This window comes from Neptunicoccus sediminis (assembly GCF_001719615.1).
Taxonomy (GTDB): domain Bacteria; phylum Pseudomonadota; class Alphaproteobacteria; order Rhodobacterales; family Rhodobacteraceae; genus Amylibacter; species Amylibacter sediminis.
This window is the reverse complement of record NZ_MDVX01000003.1, coordinates 397,098-411,594: the sequence shown is the minus strand read 5'-3', so window position 1 is coordinate 411,594 and position 14,497 is coordinate 397,098. Positions and strand designations below refer to the sequence as shown.

At 41.1% G+C, this 14,497-nt stretch carries 13 protein-coding genes; all 13 read right to left on the bottom strand.

The features are described from left to right. Nucleotides 1-106: 106 nt before the first annotated feature. A complete protein-coding gene (locus tag BFV97_RS08475; RefSeq protein ID WP_069299897.1) occupies nucleotides 107-646 on the bottom strand; it encodes a DUF4376 domain-containing protein in 540 nt (179 codons plus the stop codon). 8 nt (nucleotides 647-654) lie between these two features. After that, entirely contained in the window at nucleotides 655-7,539 is a 6,885-nt protein-coding gene (locus tag BFV97_RS18745) for a phage tail protein (RefSeq protein WP_157888296.1), read from the bottom strand. Nucleotides 7,540-7,618: 79 nt separating this feature from the next. Continuing rightward, nucleotides 7,619-8,182, bottom strand: coding sequence for a hypothetical protein (locus BFV97_RS18740; RefSeq protein WP_157888295.1), 564 nt, complete (start codon nucleotides 8,180-8,182; stop codon nucleotides 7,619-7,621). Continuing rightward, entirely contained in the window at nucleotides 8,179-8,790 is a 612-nt protein-coding gene (locus BFV97_RS08465; protein WP_069299895.1) for a hypothetical protein, read from the bottom strand. Before BFV97_RS08465 ends, BFV97_RS18740 begins: the two co-directional genes overlap by 4 nt. Next, complete coding sequence (locus BFV97_RS08460; RefSeq protein ID WP_069299894.1) at nucleotides 8,790-11,153, bottom strand: phage tail tape measure protein; 2,364 nt, start codon at nucleotides 11,151-11,153, stop codon at nucleotides 8,790-8,792. The genes BFV97_RS08465 and BFV97_RS08460 overlap by 1 nt, the downstream gene beginning before the upstream one ends. Beyond that, on the bottom strand, nucleotides 11,153-11,623 hold the full coding sequence (locus tag BFV97_RS08455) for a hypothetical protein (RefSeq protein WP_069299893.1): 471 nt from the start codon (nucleotides 11,621-11,623) through the stop codon (nucleotides 11,153-11,155). Before BFV97_RS08455 ends, BFV97_RS08460 begins: the two co-directional genes overlap by 1 nt. A 53-nt stretch (nucleotides 11,624-11,676) precedes the next feature. Next, the gene (locus BFV97_RS08450) at nucleotides 11,677-12,063 is read right to left on the bottom strand and encodes a hypothetical protein (protein WP_157888294.1); all 387 of its coding nucleotides are present in this window, start codon (nucleotides 12,061-12,063) and stop codon (nucleotides 11,677-11,679) included. 29 nt (nucleotides 12,064-12,092) lie between these two features. After that, nucleotides 12,093-12,395, bottom strand: coding sequence for a hypothetical protein (locus BFV97_RS08445; RefSeq protein ID WP_069299891.1), 303 nt, complete (start codon nucleotides 12,393-12,395; stop codon nucleotides 12,093-12,095). 40 nt (nucleotides 12,396-12,435) lie between these two features. Then, nucleotides 12,436-12,708 (bottom strand): hypothetical protein, encoded by a 273-nt coding sequence (locus BFV97_RS08440; protein ID WP_157888293.1) that lies wholly within the window; start codon nucleotides 12,706-12,708, stop codon nucleotides 12,436-12,438. Between the two features lie 26 nt (nucleotides 12,709-12,734). Continuing rightward, on the bottom strand, nucleotides 12,735-13,205 hold the full coding sequence (locus BFV97_RS08435; RefSeq protein WP_069299889.1) for a phage tail tube protein: 471 nt from the start codon (nucleotides 13,203-13,205) through the stop codon (nucleotides 12,735-12,737). Between the two features lie 27 nt (nucleotides 13,206-13,232). Further along, nucleotides 13,233-13,601, bottom strand: a complete 369-nt coding sequence (locus BFV97_RS08430) for a hypothetical protein (protein WP_069299888.1) — start codon at nucleotides 13,599-13,601, stop codon at nucleotides 13,233-13,235. Further along, on the bottom strand, nucleotides 13,588-13,914 hold the full coding sequence (locus BFV97_RS18435) for a phage head completion protein (protein ID WP_083225567.1): 327 nt from the start codon (nucleotides 13,912-13,914) through the stop codon (nucleotides 13,588-13,590). The genes BFV97_RS08430 and BFV97_RS18435 overlap by 14 nt, the downstream gene beginning before the upstream one ends. Further along, the gene (locus BFV97_RS18735; protein ID WP_157888292.1) at nucleotides 13,911-14,450 is read right to left on the bottom strand and encodes a head-tail connector protein; all 540 of its coding nucleotides are present in this window, start codon (nucleotides 14,448-14,450) and stop codon (nucleotides 13,911-13,913) included. Before BFV97_RS18735 ends, BFV97_RS18435 begins: the two co-directional genes overlap by 4 nt. Nucleotides 14,451-14,497 lie beyond the last annotated feature (47 nt).

Genomic DNA, 14,497 nt, shown 5'->3' with positions numbered 1-14,497 from the left:
AACGGTCCAGCACTAAAAACGCGATACGACGCCTTAAATAAAATTAATCACAAATGGATTAAATGAAAAAAAAACCCCTGTCACAAAATAGCAGGGGTTTTTCGTTTTATGGCCAATATGAATCGTCCTTATAATCTTGCGGAATAATAGCCATATCTTTTAAAGTTCTAGCGGCAAAAATATGGTCCCTAACATGACCAGCAGCAACTTGACTAAATTGAAACATTGTTTGCGCGTCCATTTTTACAGCCACATTTGAGCTATCCAACCAAGCGAAATCAACACCACCATTCCAGCCATAATCACCAACAACAGCACCGCTTAGAACAGCCATACCTGCCAGACTACCAGCACCCGTAATATTTTCCTTAGATGCACTGTCAAAATCGAATAGATGGCCATCAAATGACACACCAGCCGCTATTCGCTTATCCCGCTCAACATTCACCATTTCGCTGGTGATTGGTTTCACGCGCTCTTGTGCTATCCCGTCTACAATTTCCCAATCATCAGGAACGGTAATTTCAAAATCAATCTCAATGTATGGTTCTTCTGCTGGATCATATTCTAACATTTCTTTAGGGTGACAACGCGCCGTCATCACCCCAATATTTGTTTCCGGATCGTAAATTAAGTAATCTTTCATTTTTCCTCTTATCCCAACGGGTAAATGTAATAATTTAAAGTAACGCTAGTTCCACATTTGAACTTTGGTCTGTCTTTTGTGAAGAACCCAATCGTTCCATCTTTTGGACTGTTAATAATGTGAGTGCCCAAATTAATTTGGTAGCTTGCTGGAACATTTGTAAGCAAATAATATGCTCCACGTGCACCACTTTTGGATGGTAAATTAACGTAATTATTCAGATTGGAATAAGACCAAGTGCCAGTTTTTGATGGCTCATATGAAACAGGTCCAGCAGGTAAAGCAGTGTCGCCACTTGTGGAAATTTCTGCATAGCCTTTAGCGCCTGTTAAGCCAGCATCTGCCCCACCACCACCAGCAGAACCACCAGCACCACCATTACCGATTGAAACAACAATATTTGGTGATGATAGACCGCTAACGTCAATGTTTTCCCATGTTCTAACTTGACCAGCTTCACCAGTTCTACCGTGATGTGAACGAAAATCGCGTTGTGTCAATCCGTCGCCACCTTCGCCACCGTCACCAAATGGGCTAAAGCTGTTTGCTTCACTCTCTGTTTCCGCAGCGGTATTTTCATTGTATGGGCCAGCACCACCTTCGCCACCATCACCACCATTAGCAGTGTAAGTTGCTACAGTTGTGCTACCGTCACGCAAATAGATGACCGTGTTGCCACCATTTGAACCATCACTACCAGCAGTTGAATAGTGGCCAGCTTGTCCGCCACCACCACCGCCACCAGCGCCAGATAGTGATATATTTAACACTTTTGTACCATTTGGCAAAGTATAGCTTGTGCTATTCTCAAAACCTAATTTGGACGCGATACCACTACCAATCGCAAACTGCGCGTTCTTGATCAACAAACCATCGTCTTTTGTTAAACGAATAGATTGTTGCTCACTACCGATATTACGGCTAGCATACATGCCGAACCCTTTGCTGCCATCCTGTGCGGTGTTGTTGCCGACCCAAATACCATCAGATGCATCACCAGCACCATTTTTACCAAAACTGATTGAGCCGTTTCTTGCCGAAATTTTTAATTGTTCTTTAATTTTAAGTTGTGGAACGCGAACCGAACCATCCAACAAAATTTGATCCGCCGCTATTCTTGCTTGGCTAACGGTATCCCCTGTTTCAGCATCATTTAATGCAATCAATTCAAGTTCTGCATTGGCGTTATTAGACGTTGCACGTAAAGCAATTGCAGCTTCCATGTTACCTTTCAAATCGGTTATTGAACTTTGTTGAATGACTGTTGACGCGCCTTTAGTAAGAGCTTTAACACCTAATTTGTGCAATCTTAACACGCACGTTTGTTGTGTATGGCCACCAAAATTAGAGCTACCATGAATGGCAACAACTAATCTTGCACCGTCACTACCAGCAACGAAACCATCAGGTTGGATCGCGTCAAATTCAATTGTTTGAATCTTTCTATATGCGCCACCTTCAATTAAATTATCTTTAAAGAAATAGAATACACTTTGTGACGAACCGCCTGTTCCAAGTGCTTCCCATTGTACACGGATACAACTACCGCCAAATTGGCCACTTCTACGTTCCAATTCGGCGTTAACACGCAAACCAGAAATATCTTTAATTTTAGAACTGTCTGGCATGTTGATAATGCTGTCAGTTGCATCAGACCTAATTTCGATCTTAGGTTTGTTAACACTACCGCTAGTTGTGCTAGTGTCAAATTGCAGATACCCGTAATATTTACCGCCAGTTTGTGACGTTGAAATTGTGCGATTAGTTTCGGTTGACATACCAGTGTAACCAGATGGCCAAACTGTATCAAATTTCTTTAAAACAGGATTTGAAAAGTTTTCACTAGAAACCAATTGCGTAATTGTGCCTTCAATTACAGATGCAGCAGACGCGGAATCCGCAGCTTCACTAGCACTATTCGCCGCCGCATTTCTGTACGTTAACGCTTGTGAGCGGCTGGTATTCGCAGAAACTGCGCTTGTATTAGCTGCATTGGCATACTGCCCAGACGTGTTTGCATGCGCTAAGGCGTGACCCGCAGATGTAGATGCCGCTGACGCACTGTTAGCCGCTGCCGAACTTTCTGTAATATCTTCTAACGATAATGAGCGAACTTCGAACACATCGTTACTGTTGCCGTTTGGTTGTGTAAAGAAACTTGCTCTAATACCGCCATAATTAGTTGCCGGTGAAAGGGGTGCAGGTGCATTCCATCCAACAGTTAAAGTTGTCCATTCTTGCATCGCTGGAAATGAAACAGAGCTAAAGCCCATTTCTTTGTACCCGCCACCGCTTTTGTGAACACGAACACCAAACCCGCAACTGTTGCGGTTCAACGTGCCAGAGATTTGGCGAACAACTAATGTCGCTCGATATTGTCTGCCAGCAACAGGAACAATGTAACCAGCTTGCGCCAGAGTGTTGTACCCTGTCCCTGCTGTTACCTCACAAACTTCGTCGCCAGCGCCATTAGTTTTAATTACGGTAGCCGTGTTTTCGAGACCATTTCCGTCGTTATTTTTATCCAGACTATTTGACCAGAACAAATCACCAGCAGTGAAATCAGATGGTAACAATTTTTTACCAGCTATTAATGACGCGTCCTTTGCTGTAACAGCAACGCCAGCTTGTTCAGACGCATAAGACGCGCTGTTAGCAGCATTTGTAGCACTATTAGCAGCTTCGCTTGCGCTATTCGCGCTCTGGTTGCGATAAACTAAAGCATTACCCGCATAAGTGTTAGCACTTGTCGCACTGTTATTTGCCGCTGACGCCCATTGGCCAGCACTATTCGCAAATGCTTCTGCATTACCTGCACTTGTAGATGCTGCTGACGCGGAATTTGCAGCAGCAACACTTTCTGTAACATCCTCTAATTTCAAAATAAGAACTTGGAAAATGTCTGCACTGTTGCCATTAGCATTAGCATAGAAAACAGATCGCAATCCCGCGTAATCAGACGTTGGCGACATTGGTTCTGGTGCAGTCCAAGTAACCGTTTCAGTTGTCCATTCATACATTGACGGATAGGTGATTGTTCCAGTTATACCCGTTGTATATCCACCTGTGCTGCTGTGCACACGTATGCCGAATGCAGAGCTACTACGATTTAATGAACCTGCAACTTGACGTGCAACAACAGTAGCGCGGTATTTTCTACCAGCTACAGGAACAACATAGCCAGCATGCGCCAATCGCGCATATGTGTTATATGTTCCACTGACAATTTCACAAACGTCTTCATTCGTGTCTGTTGTTGTCTTAAAATATGTTCTGCTACTAGATATGCCACCGTCATCATTGTGCTTGTACAAATTTAATGACCAAAAATCATCACCATTGGCGAAATCGTCTGGAAGTAATTTTTTACTAACAGTTAGAGCGGTATCTCTTGCAGAAACAGCAATGCCAGCTTGTGTAGATGCTTGTGACGCACTGTTAGCAGCTTCTGACGCGCTATTCGCACTTTGGTTACGATATACCAGCGCGTTGCCAGCATAGGTATTAGCCGTTGTTGCACTGTTATTTGCCGCTGAAGCCCATTGGCCAGCCGTGTTAGCATGGGAATTTGCTGTTGCCGCAGATATAGACGCAGCAGACGCACTATTGGCCGCGTTATTTGCATATGTACTTGCTGCCACTTTTGACACAGACGCAGAATTAGCATACTGGCCACTTGTATTAGCCCATGCAGCAGCAGAGCTTGCGCTATTCGCAGCAGCTTCTGCACCACCTTCTGCTTTAAAGCTTTCGGTAACATCTTCAAATTTTAGCGAACGAAGTTGGAAAACGTCTGCACTGTTGCCATTTGGCCTAGTCAAGAAACTTGCTCTAATACCAGCATAATCAGATGTTGTTGTGATCGGATCGGGTGCAGTCCAAATGGCTGTTTCTGTGATCCATTCACCCATTGACGGATAAGTTGGCGTTGTGCCAGAGCTTGTCTTATATCCACCTGTGCTTGTGTGTATGCGTAAACCAAGTGTCGTTTCAGAACGGTTAAGCACACCAGCAACTTGACGCGAAACAGAAGTTACGCGGTATTTTCTACCAGCTACTGGAACAACATAGCCAGCATTCGCAAGAAACGTATAACCAGTATCTGCAACTAATTCACAAACTTTCTCGCCTTCGTTGGTTGTTTTAATGAATGTTCTACCACCAATACCACTGTCGTCATTGTGCTTGTGCATGCTATTTGACCAGAACATATCACCATTTGTGAAATCGTCTGGCATCTGCTTTTTACTAGCAGATAATGAATCGGACGCGGAATTAGCAGCTACACCAGCAGATGTAGCAGCAGCAGTTGCAAATGACGAACTATTCGCAGCAGACGTAGCAGCACTGTTTGCATATACACCAGCTTGTCCAGCAAGAGTATTAGCCGTTATTGCACTATTCGCAGCAGCAGCAGCATATGTGCCAGAGCTATTCGCATAAGCAGCAGCAGATGACGCACTATTCGCAGATGCAGACGCGGAATTAGCCGCATTTGTAGCAGCTACAGATGCACTATTCGCAGAAACATTTGCCGCATTTTTGAAAATTTCAGCACTATTTTTAAAAGTATTTGCAGCCGTTTGGAATGTGTTTGCAGCAAGTTCAGACGCCTTTGCCGCTTCTGCATGAGTGTTTGCAACTTGCGCGTAATTATTCGCCAATTGTGCAGCACTATTTGCCGCTGCTAAAGCGTCATCCATGTCATTGCGAACTGTGATCGCTAATTGTGACCATGAAATTGTATTTGCTGAAATGTCACCGCCTTTAATACCAAGCTCAAATGCAGTTACCGTGATCGGGCTATTCATTGCCGCAACAGAACCGTCTTCGCCGTGCGTATCTATCCAAAAATAGTATGTGGACGTTACAAGCGGTGAAATGACCATTTCTTTATTTGTAGTCGTGCCGAATAGAACAGCAGACGATCTAGTTGACGTGCCACCCATGTAGACGCGATATTCCGCAACCAATGACGGATTAGCATTATCCCATTTCAGCTTGACGGTATTAATGCCAACATTTTTTGAAACATCACTAACAGGAACAAGATTTGGCATTTGATCAGCTAAGACCATTGCACCTTGGCTAATGTGACCAGCCGCATTTTCAGTTTTTACAAGAAATTGGTAATCGTCACCAGCAACATTGAAATCTGCTGGAATATCAAAAAACTTGCGGATTGTTTGGCCGATTTTTTCCCATTCTGTATTAGCTGGTTGTTTTGCCCATATATGGAATCTGCGCACGTCTGTAGTGGTTGGTGCTGTCCAGCTTAACCAACCGTTTGATGTTTTGCCTACTTTGCGTGCACCATCTGTCCATTGTAGATTAGTAACATTTGGAACAACAGCAGTTGGAATAACAACAGCGTCTTCAACTTCGTCATCGTCAACATTCCAAGCGAGTGTATTTCTATCAAAAGCTTCTAGTTCAAAACGCATTTGCAAATCTTCATTAGACATTTGCATTGAAACAATTTTGAACAATTCATTCGTGATGCCAGCAGCAACAGAATTGATACGGATAATATCACCAATTTCGTGCACAATTGAATAATTTGGAAGATTGATTGTTAGCGTCTTTGCACTTCTAGATGCACGAACAATTTCTTCTGCTTTAGCCAACGCAATCTTGCGCTGTGTCGCGCCTGTCATTGTGTATGACGTTTCGTTTGGAACGTTGTTATCATCTGCCAAAAATGCCAAATGCACATTTGAATCGCGTTTTGGCCAGCTAACAGAGTTAGTCGCAAAATCTAAGGATTCGTCGCGGAATTTAACTTCGCATCGGTTGAACTTGTTACCAGCACCAGCAACAGCAAATTCGATTTTTCCAATTATGTCGTCGTCTGAATATTCAGCAGCAATCAAGTCTTCCTGCTCTTGTGCTGTTTGTGGATAATCCAAAATCAATTTGTACTTGCCGCCAGCATAAGACAAATCAGATTGCGCCATTGTTTCTAGCAATGTTTCGATAATATCGCGGCGTGTTCTGGCAGTATCAATGTTGATATTACATTCATACAATCTGACAGTTCTTGTAGTTGCTTCTGGTAGCTCATCACCGTCTTGAACAGGTCTTATGCCGTTTACGCGACCACGCACTTTTGCAGCCGTGTCAACTACTCGATCACAGATGCCCTTAGCCTTACCAAATGACGCAATGTCTATTCTATCGTCAGATATACCAGCACCACCCTTTGCAGGATCGCGTGTAAGATAGTCTGCTAATACCAGAGCACTGTTGTTTGAAAAAATGTAATTATTGGAAAATTCCCATGTGCCATTATTCAAAACAATGTCACGAATGCGCGTACCTTTTACGTAGGCAACAACATCTGGTGCACCCGCGTATTCTGGATCATCCCTATTCAAACGGAATGTCATGTTCGCCCATGCAATATTTTCAAATTTGTTGGTTTCAGCATTAGGAACGCCAAACTTATTAGCAGTTGGATCAGCTACACCACCAACTGTTGAATAGCGAATGTGGTGACTAAATTGTTCCCAATCCCAATTTTGGCCATCAACTTCAAAATCTAAAAATTCTTCAATGTCTCCGAAACAGAAAGCTTGTTGTATTGTCAAAAATTCTTTCTTTTCGCCAAGGTAAGTTCCAACAGGTAGATTAATTTCTAAATCTTGGAAGCCAGTAGGAATAGGGACAATTTCACCATTGTCTGCAACGTGAACAGTAGCGCGAACACCAGCTATTTTGCCGTAACCGTAAACCAATGGTAGGTGAATCGGTTCACCGTCCATTGGAATATCAAAACCTTTTTGTGCTTCTGCTGCTTCATCCGCACGTTTTTGCATCTTCTTTTGGCGTCTTCGTTGCATTGCCATTGATACAATTGTTAGCAAAAATTGAATGAATAAATTCAATACCATTTAAATTTCTTATCCTCTAATATTCCTTTCTTTCTTTTATTTAGGTGATCAATTCGAAAAAAATTCCCACAATTGGAAATTAAGTTTTTCCCCAAGCTACACTTGATTTTTCATTGTTCTTTTGGATTTGATTAAAACAAGTATCTGTTGGAAACAGATTTTGCATTGCGTTCTTTGTTGTAAAGATTGTTGAACGTGCATCCAAATTTGATAGCGGTGCAGTACATTCAATATCCCAAATCAATTTTCCATCGTCAGTTACAAATTTTGGTTCTGCAACCGCGCCACGATAAACTAAAAGAGTGTCATCTAGTCCTAATTGCGGAACACCATCAATTGAAAACGCCAATCGCATTTCCACGGGCTTATGAATAACACCAGCTTTGATTTCGTTAGTTAGTGTTTCGTCCATACCATTTAATGAAAGTGTGTAAGCTTCCCTATCCACAACAGAAGTTGAATTTGGGCTTTCAAATTGCATCATGGTAGTGTCTGAAAGGTAGCTGTTACCATTCCATTCAACATCACGCGCCAAGCTGGTCAAATAGCGTGTGGCGTTCCATTCCAAGGTTAATAGTGCAAAATAGCTTAATTCACCTGTTGTAGTTAAAATCTCTTTTATTCTTGTGTGATTGTATATCATATCTTTTCTACCAAATTAATTGTTCCTGTTGTTGCCAGAACGCCACCAATAAAGGACATTCCACGGGCTGTTTTTAAATCTCTTTCGTATGTGTAAATAACGTCATCACCGAACTTTACAGTTTCAGACGCGTCTACATTCTTTTGAAGTTTTGGGTATATTTTCAAAGTTTTGTCATTGGTGCTATTCAAGTGCATAATGTTAGTGACCATGTAAATTTTGTTGTGGCCAGAAAACTTGATAAAATAACCTGCTGGAAGCTTCTTTGTAGTGCCATTATCGGTTGTCGAATTAACAACTATTTGATCAGCACCAGCAGAAACATTATTCTTAACAACTAAATTGCCATTATAAGTTCGCTTTTCTTCCATTCCTAAAGATTGTGGAAAAATCATTGTTTCTGTTTTGTGAAAATCTGCCATGTGAGCAACCATTAGTTCAGAAGGATCATGACTAGGCTCAATTGAAAAATTAATGTCAAATCTCTGTCCATCCAAAGCAATTGTTGTTCTCTTTTTATTAAGCGATTCATTCACAAAAACAGTTTTGTTATCTATCAAATTGTATGGCGTAATAATTTTTTGTCCTTTGTAGTAATATGCTGTCATTATGCTATGCCTCTTTCCTTATTATTACGGTTCACCATTTCAGTAATAGTTGGTGCAAGCTTCAATATTTCGCTTTCCGTTTGTCTGCTAATGTCACCAGTAATGTTGAAATTAACCGTTTGGCTACTTGTTCCTTCATTATTTAGGAATCCGCCAACCTCATCTTTTGGCACAACTAATTCGCCAGCCTCTAACAAATATGGCTGGTGATCACGATTTGTATTAATTCCGTTAATTTTCATTCTCTTGAATGGGGTTGGTTTATCGCCAACAATGCCACCTTCTGACGCGCCAAAGATTGTGCCAATGAAAGCACCAATGCCGCCTAATCCGCCACCAGAACCGCCACCAAATGATGACATTAGACCTTCAAAAGCGGATGACAGAAAATCGCCAGCCATTGATAGACCGCTGGAAAATGCGCTTGTTAATTTTCCGAAAAATCCATTTGTTGAACCTTCAACATTTACACCATCAAAACCGTCAGTGATTTTTTCGCCAAGCTTCGCACCACTGCCAGAAAATTGTTCGAACCAAGATTCAATTCCTTCTTCGTCAAGTCCAAGACCAGCTAGAAGACCGTCAACCATTCCACTTGCAAATTCGTCAACAATTCGGTTGGTGAAATTGTCAAATGTGTCTTCAAGAAATTCTTTCCAATCGCCAGTTTTTAAAGCTTCTGCCAAGCCAGTTTTTAGTGATCCAACAAAAGCGGAATTTACCTCTTCTTCTTCACCCGCAACTGTGCCAGCGCCAGAGCTAGAACCACTACCAGAACCAGAACCAGAACCTGTGCCTGTGCCAAAACCTGAATCTGGTGTTGTTGGTGTAGTTGGTGTTGTTGGCAGGATCGCACTTGTAAGACCTGTGCCTGTATCTCTACCCAAATCTGTATTTGGTATTAGTCGGCCATCGGTTCCTAGTCCTGTGCCAGTGGTTTGGCCAAGATTTGTTGTTACCTTTTTCCATTCAGGCGCACTTGGAATTTCTTGTGGTTTGAAACCAGCAATTGTTATACCAGATAGGTCAGACCGCGTGACGGAGTTGTATGCAGCAATTAAATTGTTCACCGTTGTTTCAATCGGTTTCAAAATGGCATTTACTACTTTACCAAATAAGTTTGAAAATGTTACCGCAACAGCAGAAAATGCCCATGAAAACTGCGCTTTTGTGTTCTCTACAAGATTGCTAATTGCATCTCCAAAAATGTTACCAAAGAACGTGGCAACAGCCGAAAATGAATTTTTCATTCTTTCACCAGCACTGGCAAAATCTAAATTGTAAACGTCTTTCAAAATACCAAAAAAGTTGCCAACGATTGTTGAACTAGCTTTCACAAATTCAATTAAAATTTTGAATGCTGGTGTTAGATATTCTACCACCCATGACGCCAAAGACGAAACTTTTTCAATAATGCCGCTTAACGTATAACCAAAATTTTCGCCTAGATATGCGTCACTAGCTCTAACGATAGTGTCAAAATTTGCCCATATTCCAACCAAGCCAGCAACAGCAGCCGTAACAGCCAAGATCGGCCATGACAGGACACTAAAGGCTAATCCCAAAGCGCCTACCGCAACAGTCAACAGACCAGTGCCAACAATCGCACTAGCCATCATTGGATTGTCAGCAGAAAACTTTGAAATGGAATTGAAAACTGGTGTTAGATTGTCAATTAGCGGAATAAGAGCATTTGACAAAAGGTTTCTGAAATTAGTCCCAATTAGATTGAAAGCATCGTTAACACCTGCACTTGCGTTTACTGCTTCTTCTGACAAAACATTCAAGCTTTCGCCAGCCGCTACCATTCCAGCAACATCAACGTCACGGTTGCCAAATTCTTTGCCTAAAAGTTCAACTGATAACGCAGCTTTTTCACCCTTATCACCAACACCTTGCAAAGCTGTCAAAACAGCCGTGTAGCGGTCCTCTGGCTTCATTCGATCTAGTTCAGCAAATGTAAGGCCAATGCGTGATAGCGCGTCTGTAGCTGTCTTTGAACCGCGTGATGCGTCCAACATCACTTTATTCATTTTTAATGTGGATTTTTCAAAAGCAGATTGTGACACGCCAGCTTGTTCTAGCCCAAAACGTAGTCGCTGATATGCGTCAACACTTATGCCAGCAGCCTTCGCACTTTTGCCAAGCGCATCTGCATTTTCTAGTAGAGATTTGACACCAGCAGCAGCCGCAATACCCGCCATAGCAGCACCAACAGCACGAAAGCTTTTCGACACTTTATCAATGTTCTTTTTAGCGGTGTTAGCAAACTTTTTGGTGTTCTTGTTTGCCTTGTCTAAATCGCGTTTCAATCGTGCGGAATCTGCGCCAATCGCAATATCCAGAGATGCCAGAGTAGCCATTATTTTTTACCTCTTTTCTTATTAAGTGCCTTCGCTTTCTTTTCAATTGCTGGCCCTAAAGTGTCTTTAAATCTGTCCAACATTCCAGAATGATTAGTGTCAAATGCGGTTCTTAATGGTGCAAATGTTGGTGTTTTGTCGTTGCCAAATTCAACTGACAGAGCTTGAAACCAGAAACTGCCACCTTTCCAAAAATAGCCTGTTCTACCTGCAATGATTGTTGTCTGACTGAAATGTTTTGATTTCAACATTTTGCGGGATGGCTTGCCAATTTTGGTTTTGACTGTTTCTTTCAATTCGCCGGTATCAACAGGCGTGTTTTGTTCAATGTCGGAATCAACACCATTCATTGCAGCCTTAATAGCTGGTCGCATTGCCTGTACTGCGTATTTTGGATTCCCGTATTCTTTGCCAAGCTCTAACAAAGCTTTTTCTAAATCCTTCAACCCTTTCACTTCTGTTTTCGTCACGTCGATTCCTCTTATTAAAAAGGCCACCCATATAAGAGCGGCCTCATTATTATTTAGTCATTTAAAGCATCTTTTAACCATGTTGGCGGTCCATTTTCTGAACTTCCACCAAAAATAGCCACTGCCTTTTTTGCCAAAATTTGGGAGTTAACAGCCTTTTCTTGGCGCAATTGGCTACCTTGACCAAGAAACATATAGTCATCAATTGTTTTAAACATTTCATGAAATGGAATAGGCGGTTTTGACTTATGCTTTTTGCCCAACATTAGACCTAAAATTGTGTCTCTTAATCCATGAAGTTGAATGTAATTGGCATAACCAATCTCATAATCTTTCAAATTGCCAATCATGCCAGCACGCCACATAGCGAAAATGTCTTTTGCATCTGAATGTGATAGATTGTCTACTGTTTCAATCGTGCTACCGTTTGAAAGCAACAATGCGCGAACCTGTCTCTGCCAACTCCCTATTATTTTTTTGAATTAGGGTTTAGCGCATCGCCTACTTCTTCCATGATCGCCGCAATAGTGGTGTTGCTGAATAGCTCTTGAATAGATTCCCAATCTTGCACGTCTTCAAATGACTCGCCGTTTTCGTCACATAGTAGACCAACAAAAACTTTAACAATTGCTTTTGGTGCATCTTGTTCTAGTTCAGCTTGTAGATTTGAGAAATCTTGTTCGATTTGTTTTAATGATAGATCGCGAACAAATAGCCCTTCAAATGATGTTGCTAACGGCTTTCTATTCACGATGTTTGATAGTTTTGACATTTCCTTTCCTCTTGTAATATTTTGTCTTGTTTAGTCTTTTTTAAATTTTCCAAGCGTGTTTCTTGATTGCTTTGACGTAAAATGTGTCAACAAATTGCTTTGCTGTTTCAACAGCTTCGTCTACGTCCATCCCATCAATCAACAGGTCTTTAGCGATGATAAAAGCGAAATATTTTTGATTTTTTAATGAGAACCAATAGTTCCCGTCTAGATTTTCGGATTGTGAAATTAAATAATCTAATTTCATGTCATCCATGTTTTTTTGATCCATTAGTGTTTCCTCTTGTAATATCTTGTTGTGAAAAGGGGCCACGATTGCAGCCCCTTCGTTATTGTTATTTAGGCTATATCAATCCATGTAGCCGCGCCTGTTCTTGCAACTGTGATATCCATTTGAATACGGTCATCAAGCGGTGCAGTAACGTCTGCTGCTGAAATATAACCGTCAAAAACTGCATAAGTTACAGCAGAACCATTCTCGAATTTGATAATGAAAGAATGTTCTGTTTTACCGTCATCGTCACGAATAGCCGTGTGAACAGCATTGTCATTGTTGTAAGTGACATTGATTGAAAAATCATCTGCACTAGCTTGACCAACCAATTTACTAACGAAATCTTCGCCATATGCTGGAACGTCAACAACAGCGCGTGTTTTGTTCAAAGTGCCAAGATCAGCCAAATCTACAACTTGATTTGCTGAAATCGCAGCAGCCGCTGTATTCGCTTCATCCTTAGACGCTATTTTTGTTGCACTGTAGTAAAGTGATGTAATTAATCCGCCTACTTGGCGTCCTGAAATACCTGCCATTTTTTTAAATACCTCTTTTTAAATTTTTCACATTAAAATGCGAATTTGGATTATTGTTCTAAATAGATTTCCGTCAAAAGATGTTGTTTCAAATTTGTTGACGATTTCCATTTTGTGAATGTTGGTTGTGCCTGTTGTTCCACTAAAAGCGTGAAAGGCTGTTTCAATTTGATTGGTTAAATTTGCCAATTTGCTGTAACTATCCGCGTAAACGTCAGCTACTAATTCCGCTTCTGCCAATCCGAATGAATCTTTGTAAAAAATTTCACGTTGGCCATTACGAAAACTGAAAACAACGGTCGGGCTTGTTTCTTCTTTGTTGACCAAAGGAACAACATTTGTAGGTGAAACAGCAGTTGCCAACATTTGAGAAATGTCTTTTTTAAACTGTTCCATCTTTCACCCGCTCACAAAATAGGATCAATTCACCCATTTTGCCTTTTGCGCTGTCTATTCCAGAAACTTCAAAAATTGAATTATCAGTGAAACGAGCTTGCCAACCTGATTTGATTGAAAGGCTGTTACTATTTTTTCTGCAATAAACTAAAATGGATTCGTCACTAACACTTTGCTGATTAGCCAATTTGTCTTTAAACGAAACTGTTTTAACATCTACACCAGTTGAAAATTCTAAACCCCAAGCTTTAACATCCTCTTGATATTCGTTTTTTGTAATCGTTGGGCGGTAGAAAGTTGCTTTTATTTTCATACAAAAACCCCTCTTTCTGGTCCTAACAATCTGGCAACTGTCATCGCGCAATTGTATTTTTGGGTTTCAGAATTTTCGGCTCTGTTTTCAAATAATGTTGCAGACGCTATTAAAATTGCGTGTTTCACTCTTGCTGAAACAGTTGTTGCGCCTGTTGAATATTGAACTTGAACAGGAAAGGAATAATCATTTCCAATTATTGGTTCGTTTTTAACAACTATTCGTGTTCTATCACCTGTTGAATCAACAATGTAATTTGAAGATGCTAATGTCTGTTCAGTTGCATTATCGTCGAAGTATTTAACAACTATTCCAGTTCCGTCATGATCCAATTGAATATTGAAATCTTTGAAGCCTTGGGAATAAACAGTTGCGCCAACTGGTCTATTTAACCAACCTGCCACGTAATCAGATGCAGCTAATAGAATGCTGTCTAATTCGCTGTCATAGGAATCGTCTCCCCACAACAACAGATGTTGTTTAAGCTCATTCACCGTTACTGGTGATGTAGTAGAACTTGTAACTATCTTTTTCATTAAACTAGCCTCAAAAAACATGAAATTTGCACCGCCCCGAAATGAGA

Excerpts from the sequence above, each read along its gene's own strand:
- BFV97_RS08475 (WP_069299897.1), bottom strand. The coding sequence starts at position 646 with ATGAAAGATTACTTAATTTACGATCCGGAAACAAATATTGGGGTGATG.
- BFV97_RS18745 (WP_157888296.1), bottom strand. The coding sequence starts at position 7,539 with ATGGTATTGAATTTATTCATTCAATTTTTGCTAACAATTGTATCAATG.
- BFV97_RS18740 (WP_157888295.1), bottom strand. The coding sequence starts at position 8,182 with ATGATATACAATCACACAAGAATAAAAGAGATTTTAACTACAACAGGT.
- BFV97_RS08465 (WP_069299895.1), bottom strand. The coding sequence starts at position 8,790 with ATGACAGCATATTACTACAAAGGACAAAAAATTATTACGCCATACAAT.
- BFV97_RS08460 (WP_069299894.1), bottom strand. The coding sequence starts at position 11,153 with ATGGCTACTCTGGCATCTCTGGATATTGCGATTGGCGCAGATTCCGCA.
- BFV97_RS08445 (WP_069299891.1), bottom strand. The coding sequence starts at position 12,395 with ATGTCAAAACTATCAAACATCGTGAATAGAAAGCCGTTAGCAACATCA.
- BFV97_RS08435 (WP_069299889.1), bottom strand. The coding sequence starts at position 13,205 with ATGGCAGGTATTTCAGGACGCCAAGTAGGCGGATTAATTACATCACTT.
- BFV97_RS08430 (WP_069299888.1), bottom strand. The coding sequence starts at position 13,601 with ATGGAACAGTTTAAAAAAGACATTTCTCAAATGTTGGCAACTGCTGTT.
- BFV97_RS18435 (WP_083225567.1), bottom strand. The coding sequence starts at position 13,914 with ATGAAAATAAAAGCAACTTTCTACCGCCCAACGATTACAAAAAACGAA.
- BFV97_RS18735 (WP_157888292.1), bottom strand. The coding sequence starts at position 14,450 with ATGAAAAAGATAGTTACAAGTTCTACTACATCACCAGTAACGGTGAAT.